Origin of the sequence: Adlercreutzia rubneri, from assembly GCF_009755265.1 — a bacterium.
In the GTDB taxonomy this organism is placed as follows: Bacteria; Actinomycetota; Coriobacteriia; order Coriobacteriales; family Eggerthellaceae; genus Adlercreutzia; species Adlercreutzia rubneri.
Genome location: NZ_WPOO01000018.1, coordinates 42714 through 50097, shown reverse-complemented (window position 1 = coordinate 50097; position 7384 = coordinate 42714). Strand labels below are relative to the sequence as shown.

The window sequence follows — 7384 nt, the reverse complement described above, 5'->3', positions numbered from 1 at the left end:
AGTCATCCACGGACATCTCGCCGGGCATCGAGAACCACAGATCCAGCGCATCCTGCTTGGCCCTCTTGTCGTACATTCGAACTCCCTTCCGGACACCTGGGTGTCCAACTTGGAGTCCGCACCCCCTTGCGTCACAAAACCGTTCAAACCAAGCCAATTCGCGCGAAAAAAGGAGCGCCGGCACTGGCGCTAGGCGACCACCTCGGGCTGCGGGGTCTGCGCCGAGGCGCTCTGCTGCCCCTGGCCGCTCGTACCCTGCTGGTCGGCGCCGGTATTCTGCCCTTGCTGCGGGGCGGTGCCGTTCTGCTCGCCAGCCGTGGCGCCCTCGCCTTCGGTCGCATTGCCCTGGGCGTCACGCGCGCCGCCTCCGCGCGGACCGCCACCGCGACGACCGCCGTCGCCGCCACCCATGCGGCCCACCTCGTTGCTCGGCGTGGTGGAGGCGGTGAAGTCCACCGTCGTGCCACCCTCGACCGCAGCGCCAGTGGCATAGCCAGCGCTATCGGCGCCCGTCACCGTACCCCCGACGATCACTTTGCCCGTTGCACCCTCGGTCAGGCCGGGAGCGGACACGACGGCACACTGGAAGGCCTTGGGCACGGTATAGCTGACGAGCACGGTGCCCGCCTCGTCGGTCACGGCCAGATTCGTACCCGCGGCCCCCTCGGCCGCCACCATCGCGAAGGGCTGAGTGCCCTCGGTGAAGGTCTCGGCCATGCCAGTTGCGCCGGCGAGAATCACCGCGCCGCCCGTGATCTTGGCGCCGTACTCGTAGTCGAGCGCGCTATCGCCGCCGCCGGCCGAGCCACTCGCAAGAACCACGCCGCCGTTCACTTCCACGTACCCGTTGGAGTCGAGCCCGTCGCCGCCGGCGTCGACGGTTACCATGCCGCCGTTGATCTGGATGAGGCAATCCTCGCTCGCATTGGCCGCCACAGGACCACCCGCGCCGCCCATGCCGCCACGGCCGCCCTGGGGCATTGCGCCCTCGGTACCGGGATCACCCTCGGGACGCTGGGGCATCTGCCCCTCCTCCGCGCCCTCGGGCAGCTCGGGACGCTCGCCGTTCTGCGGGCCAAAGCCCTCGGGGGGCTCGGGAGCCTGCCCGTCAGCGCCCGTCGGCGGCTCGGGCATCTGCCCATCGGCGCCCGCCGGCGGCTCGGGAGCTCCCGATGCGGCATCACCCTGGGGGGCAGCCGCCGGGGCACCCCCGGCATTGCCGGCATTGTCGGCGCTCGCAGCGTCGCCGCCGTTGCTGTTGCCGGCCGCGGCATCGGTCGCCACAGCCGCCTCGGCGGTCTCGTCGGAACGCTCGGCCACCGCCGCGTTGATGCCATCGTCACTCGCCACGATGTTCAGCTCGCCGTCGTTCACGATCACCTTCTCGGCCTCAATGCCCTCGTCGCTTTCCGCAATGGACAGCACGCCGCCATCCAGGGTGAACCGGGTCTCGGCGTTCATGCCCTTGCCGCCAGCCTCAACCGTGAACTCGCCGCCGGTCATGGCCGCCTCAATCTCGGAGCGCAGGGCGTGGTCGGCCGCCTCCACCTGGCCCTTACCGCCGGCGATGCGCAGGTAGGTGGCCGCCTGCACGCCCTCGTCTCCCGCCTTAATGGCAAAGGTGCCACCGTCGATGGCCACGAAGCCGCGGGTCGGGTCCTCGTCGTTGCTCGACTGGATGCCGTCTTCCCCGGCCGTCACCGCGAACGTGCCGTCGGCGATCTTCACGCAATCCTTGCCGTGCAGACCGTCCTCCTTGGCGGTCACGGTGATCGCACCGCCCGTCACGACAAGATCGTCCTTAGAGTTCACGCCGTGGCGGTAGTTGCCCTCGACGGTCAGCGCGCCCGTGCCATTGATGGTCAGGTCAGCCTTGGAATACAGCGCGGCGTTGGGCTCGTCCTCCCCTTCCGCCAACATGTAGCTTGCACCGTCGGCCAACGTGTTCTGCGAACCTGCGGCCAAGGTCACGAACACCTTGTCGGCCTGCTGGATGTTCAGCGCCGGTCCCGCCTCGTTGCGAATGGAGGCGCCGCTAAGCACGATCTGCACCTTGTCCGCATCGCCCGCGTTCACCGTGAGCGACCCGGCCGTCAACTCGCCGCTCACCACGTAGGTGCCCGCCGCGGTAATAATCACCGTGGAGCCTTCCACCGCAGCCCCTTCGCCGGACACCGTCGCGCCCTGGCCCGTCAGCGCAATCTTCGTTGCCGCGGCCTCATCGTAGGAGGCGTCCCGGTCGCGGTCGGAGTACGCGAAATCCATACCGGGGATGTCGATGAGCGACGCCCAGTCCACCGCATCGGTCGCACCCGTGGCGCCGTTGTCGCCCTGGGCCTGGCCACTCTGTCCCTGCTCGGTCTTCTCGCCGGCACCTTCGGCGGCCTCTTCGAAGGTGCCCCCGGTGCACCCCGCCAGCGCCAGCGATCCCGCCAACGCCACGGCCAAGGCCCCGCGACCCCAAGCCCGTCGTCGCGCCACGCAAGCGCCCATTATCTCGTTCGTCTTCAACTTCAACATGTTTCTCCCTTTGTCGTTTGTCCTTATGGTCTTACACTACTATTGGGTCTATCTCCCTAGGTGCTTTCCGGCATCGGTGCTCGCCGACCTCTGATCGCCCCGCGAAGAACGCGGCCGTTAAGAAATAGCTTCCATGTCAGCAGCAACGATTTTGGGATGGTACCGACTCATGTGCGTTCCTTCCGCTATTTCTTTTGCCGCGTTCGCAGCGGGATAAAGCGATCAGCGGGCGGCGAGCACCGATGCCGGAAAGCACCTCGCGGAGTGCCCCGAGGACCTAAAGCGTCTCGCGCCCCTGCGGCGTCATCCCCAGAGATATCTTCAGATTCCCGTTCAGACACCGCAGCTCATCGATCATCGCTTTCTCAAGCCCCCGCTCGCGCAGGCGGAGCTGGTAGGTCAGCTGGAAGAGGCTGCCCATGTTGGTAGTCGTCACCTCGGTCAGCTCCGACTCCGCGGCGTAGCGGTTGAGCACTTCGTCGAAGACACCGTCGTACTCCAAATCTTCCGGAATGGTGATGCGCAGCGTCTTGCCCGGCTCGCGGGGCTTGCCGAAGGGCGTCAGCACGAACAGTAGGTTCACTACGGCCACCACCACGGTGAACACGACGGCAAGCCCCAGAAAACCCATGCCCGTGGCCAAGCCGATGGCCATGGCCAGAAACACGCTGCCGATATCTTTCGCCGAACCGGGAATGGAGCGGAAGCGCACCAGGTTGAACACGCCCATAACCGCGATGCCCGCGCCGAGGTTCCCGTTCACCAGCGTGATGACCATCTGCACGATGAGCGGCAAGAGCGCCAGCGTCACCACGAAGTTCTTCGAGTAGCTGTGCCGGAACATGTACACACCGGCGCAGGCCGCGCCCAGCACCACCGAGAACACGCAGCAGAGCAAGAAGTCCGCCGCCGAGACGGCCCCTACCAGCGATTCCGCTGTTCCGAACACTGACGAGAACGTTGATTCAAGCATGAGTTTCCTTTCTTGTTCATTCTCTGCCTACTCTTGCGAGCAACCTTCCAGACAATGCGCTCCCTCGTTTTGGGCAGGAATTCCGACTTGTTAGACTTCTTTGTTCTGAGCTTCGCCGAAAAGAGGGTCTGCGAGTGGGTTTTTCGCCTCAGATCGAATCACTTTTCCTCCGTTGAGGACCTTGAAGCTTAGCCCATGTCTAACAACTCCGTTTTTTCGCCTATTTCCAGGACTCGCATTTCCCGAACGGTTCACGCACCACCACGCATAGCCCTTCGATGATTTCGAGCGCGCGGCACAGCCGTTGCCATCTGATAAGCGTTGCCATACTTGGTAAATGAAGCCGAGTAGATGCGCTCGGCCGACAGCACGTCCACCAGCCACGGCGGGTAGGGCCCGGCGCTCTTTATCTCCATGACGGACTCGCTCGACTCGATGATGGGCCGCCATGGCGAACGGAAGCGATGACAGTCGAGATACTCCAAGCAGTCGTCGAAGGTGATGCGCAGCTCGGCGTCGAACAGCTCATCGCCCTCCCGCGCCTCGCGTACCTCGGGCCGATAGGCCCAGGCCACACGATCGCAGGCGATGCCCATGGAGGGCGCCAGGGGCAGCCAACGGTTCATGGCCGCCTCAAGTTCGCGGGCGATCTGGCGCGTGGCCGGGGAAAGCGCGGCAGCGGCCAGCACGGGATCAGCCAGAGGCCAGCGAGCGCAGGCTTGCTCGTAAGGCAAGCCGCTCACGAAGGCCAGCGCCGCCGGCAGCGTCAGGGCGAGCCGCCGCTTGTGCACGATGCCCTTGAACTTCTTCTTGATGCCAAAAAACACAGGGAAGCCCGCTGACAAACCGTTGCCCCGAAGCGCCTCTCCAGCGCACGGCCTGCACGCCTCGACACTTCCCACGGCATCTCCATCAGCATCGCCCATCGTCTGCAGCCCGGCGCCAGCAGGCGCCACTTGCAGCCCTGCGGCCGTCCTCGCCACTCGTAGCCCCGCAGCCACCCGCGTTTCCACTTCCCCATCGGAAAGCGGCAGGCCGCCTGGCTCACGCACAATCGGCCCGGCACCGAAAGCTCCCATGAGGGCCACCCCAGCCGCATCCCCGTAGGCGCGCAGACGCAGCTTCTCCTTATAGAGCGGCTTTTCCACCGAACGGGCGATCATGGCGCGCTCGGGCGTGTCCAGATACAAACTTGTGATGCGGGTGCGACCGTAATCATCAACAGCCATGAGGCGCTCCGCCGCCGCTTCCACAGCCGCACGCTCGGCCACGTCGATGCGGTATTTCTTCTCCACGCGCTTGAACACGCTGTTGTAGGCGGTCACGGATACTCCTTCCTCGCTGGCCGCGGATCCTGATTCTCGCCGGCCCGCGAAACCCTGATCTCCCGCAGGCCGGCCCCAACAATAAGGGGACTTCCTGAAAACTGCCTGAAGCAGCCGATTCCTTTCAGGTTGCCTTCAGGTGGGTCGTTACAATGAATTCAAGCGCGTCCAGCGCCACAACAGCTCCGGGCACACACTGCGAAGCGCCACAACCGAGCCCGAGGCGTCGGTGCGCGACGGCCCTTACGGAAAGGATCACCATGCACGTTCTGGTCGTGGAAGACGACGCCCGCCTCGCCGAGGCACTGGCCCGCATCCTTGAGGACAACGGCTATACTACCGACGTCGTGCACGACGGGGAGGCCGGCGTGCGCTACGGCGAGACCGGCACCTACGACGTCATCATCCTGGACGTCATGCTACCGAAGGCCGACGGCTTCACCGTGGCCCAGCGCCTGCGCCGAGCGCATGTGAGCACGCCCATTCTGCTGCTCACCGCTCGCGATGCCATAAGCGACAAAATCTGCGGCTACGACTCCGGCGCCGACGACTACATGACCAAGCCCTTCTCGCCGGCCGAGCTTCTGGCGCACCTGCGTGCCCTCACACGGCGCCAAGGCGATGTCGTCTTCGAGACGCTCACGGTGGGCAACCTCACGCTGAACCTGGAATCCATGGATCTCACCTGCGGCGACGAATCCATCCGCCTGTCGCAGAAGGAGTTCGCCATCGCCCGCATCCTGCTCGGCTCGCCGGGAGCAGTGCTTTCGAAAGAGCAGCTTATCAGCCGCGCCTGGGGGCCCTCATCCAGCGCCAGCGACAACAACGTAGAGGCATACATCTCGTTTCTGCGGAAGAAGATGGCCCACGTGGGGTCGAAGGCGAAGATCGAGACCATCCGCTCGGTGGGCTACCGGCTCGCCGAGGAGGGCTAAGCGCCCATGGGACTCCCTCCGAAACCGCGCCTCGCCCCCTGTCTGAACCCGAAGGGCGTCAGGACTCCGAAGCGCGCAGCCGACGAAGCCGCCCCCATGCTGCGCCAGCTGAGAACGAAGTTCATAGCCCTGAACATGACGCTGGCCGCCCTCGTGCTGGCCGCCTCGTTCGCCACTATCTGCTACGCCGACTACCGCGCCGACATCGACGACGTGCGCAACCGGCTCATGGCCGCCACGAGCCGCTCCCTGCACGAACCGCAGCTCATCCCCGACGCCGAGCCTTTCCATCGGGGCGAGGCCCCCCGGGAAGACGGCGAGAACGCCGCAGACGCCGATGGCACGGACGATGACGACAATCGCGCTGGAAACGAGGCGGCCGGTGGCACCGACGCGGACAACGACGCGGAAGGCGCCACGAGCGGCAACGCAAACCCGGGCAAAAGCGTTGAAGGCGCGGAAACACCCGCAGAGGACGGCTCGGCCCCCGCTCCCACCCAGGATATCGGCGCCGGCACCAGCGATCCCGGTTTCGCGCCGCCCCGCATCGGAGGCCCCGGCACCGCCGAGGAGGCCTCGCTGCCCGTGGCGGTCTACTACATTGCCGACCGCACGGTCATGCAACTGACCGACCGCTCGGGAGCCACCGTGCCCGAGGCGCTGCTCGTGCACGCCATTCCTGAAGTCGTCAGCGCTGAAGCGCCCTGGGGGTATCTGCCCGACGTCGGACTGTACTTCGCCAAGCATGAGGCAGGCCCCGACCTCATGGTGGCCTTCGCCGACGGAAGCGCCGCCGACGGCTGGCGCTCGCTGGCCCTCGTGCTCACCGCCGTGGGCCTAGGGGCGCTGGGGCTGCTGTTCCTTTTGAATCTCGTCTTCTCCCGCTGGGCGCTGCGCCCGGTTCAGCAGGCCTGGGCCCAGCAGCAGCAGTTCATAGCCGACGCGTCCCACGAACTGAAGACCCCGCTCACGGTCATCCTCGCCAACAACGCCATCCTGCGGCAGCGCGGCAGTGACACCATCGCCAGCCAGCGCCAGTGGATTGAGAGCACCCAGATGGAGGCGGAGCGCATGCAGAGCCTCGTGACCGATATGCTCGATCTGGCCCGACCGACCCCGCAAGGCGCCCAAACCTCGGAAGGCCCCGCGGCCGTCGTCGACCTCAGCCGCCTTGTGGAGGGCGAGGCCCTCACCTTCGAGGCCGTGGCCTTCGAACGGGATCTTACCTGGCAATGCACGGTCGCGCCGGGCATTGCCGTACGGGGCAACGCCGCGCGCCTCCAACGGGCCGTGGCCGTGCTTTTGGACAACGCCTGCAAGTACACCGACCCCGGGGGCACCGTGGCCGTGACGCTGCGGGCTGCGACGGGAGATGCCGTCCTTTCCGTGCGCAACAGCGGCGAGCCCATCGATGCGGCCGACCTGCCCCACCTGTTCGACCGCTTCTATCGCGCCGACAAAGCCCGCACCCACAACGCCGTCGACAGCGAAAACGACGGCGCCGGCGGCTACGGGCTGGGGCTGGCCATCGCCCGCGACATCGCCCAAGCCCACAAGGGCGCCATCGCCGTCACCAGCACCGCACAAGAAGGCACCACCTTCACTCTGCGCTTGCCCTTGGTATAAAACGC

Annotated in this window: 5 protein-coding genes; 2 read left to right on the top strand and 3 right to left on the bottom strand. The window is 66.0% G+C overall.

Features of this window, described 5'->3' with window-relative positions; all coding sequences use genetic code 11:
- Positions 1 to 189 precede the first annotated feature (189 nt).
- The 3 genes from GO707_RS09690 to GO707_RS09680 all read right to left on the bottom strand — a co-directional run bounded on the left by GO707_RS09690 (position 190) and on the right by GO707_RS09680 (position 4818).
- The gene (locus GO707_RS09690; RefSeq protein WP_157012903.1) at positions 190 to 2520 is read right to left on the bottom strand and encodes a carbohydrate-binding domain-containing protein; all 2331 of its coding nucleotides are present in this window, start codon (positions 2518 to 2520) and stop codon (positions 190 to 192) included.
- Between the two features lie 277 nt (positions 2521 to 2797).
- Positions 2798 to 3493, bottom strand: coding sequence for a DUF4956 domain-containing protein (locus tag GO707_RS09685; RefSeq protein ID WP_157012902.1), 696 nt, complete (start codon positions 3491 to 3493; stop codon positions 2798 to 2800).
- A 251-nt stretch (positions 3494 to 3744) separates the two neighbouring features.
- Positions 3745 to 4818: a VTC domain-containing protein gene (locus GO707_RS09680; RefSeq protein WP_198161071.1), complete on the bottom strand. Its 1074-nt coding sequence runs from the start codon at positions 4816 to 4818 to the stop codon at positions 3745 to 3747.
- Between the two features lie 260 nt (positions 4819 to 5078).
- Here GO707_RS09680 and GO707_RS09675 point away from each other — a divergent pair, with 260 nt between their 5' ends.
- A complete protein-coding gene (locus GO707_RS09675; protein WP_157012900.1) occupies positions 5079 to 5753 on the top strand; it encodes a response regulator transcription factor in 675 nt (224 codons plus the stop codon).
- A gap of 6 nt (positions 5754 to 5759) precedes the next feature.
- A complete protein-coding gene (locus GO707_RS09670; protein WP_157012899.1) occupies positions 5760 to 7379 on the top strand; it encodes a sensor histidine kinase in 1620 nt (539 codons plus the stop codon).
- Positions 7380 to 7384 lie beyond the last annotated feature (5 nt).

Excerpts from the sequence above, each read along its gene's own strand:
- GO707_RS09690 (WP_157012903.1), bottom strand. The coding sequence starts at position 2,520 with ATGTTGAAGTTGAAGACGAACGAGATAATGGGCGCTTGCGTGGCGCGA.
- GO707_RS09675 (WP_157012900.1), top strand. The coding sequence starts at position 5,079 with ATGCACGTTCTGGTCGTGGAAGACGACGCCCGCCTCGCCGAGGCACTG.
- GO707_RS09670 (WP_157012899.1), top strand. The coding sequence starts at position 5,760 with ATGGGACTCCCTCCGAAACCGCGCCTCGCCCCCTGTCTGAACCCGAAG.
- GO707_RS09685 (WP_157012902.1), bottom strand. The coding sequence starts at position 3,493 with ATGCTTGAATCAACGTTCTCGTCAGTGTTCGGAACAGCGGAATCGCTG.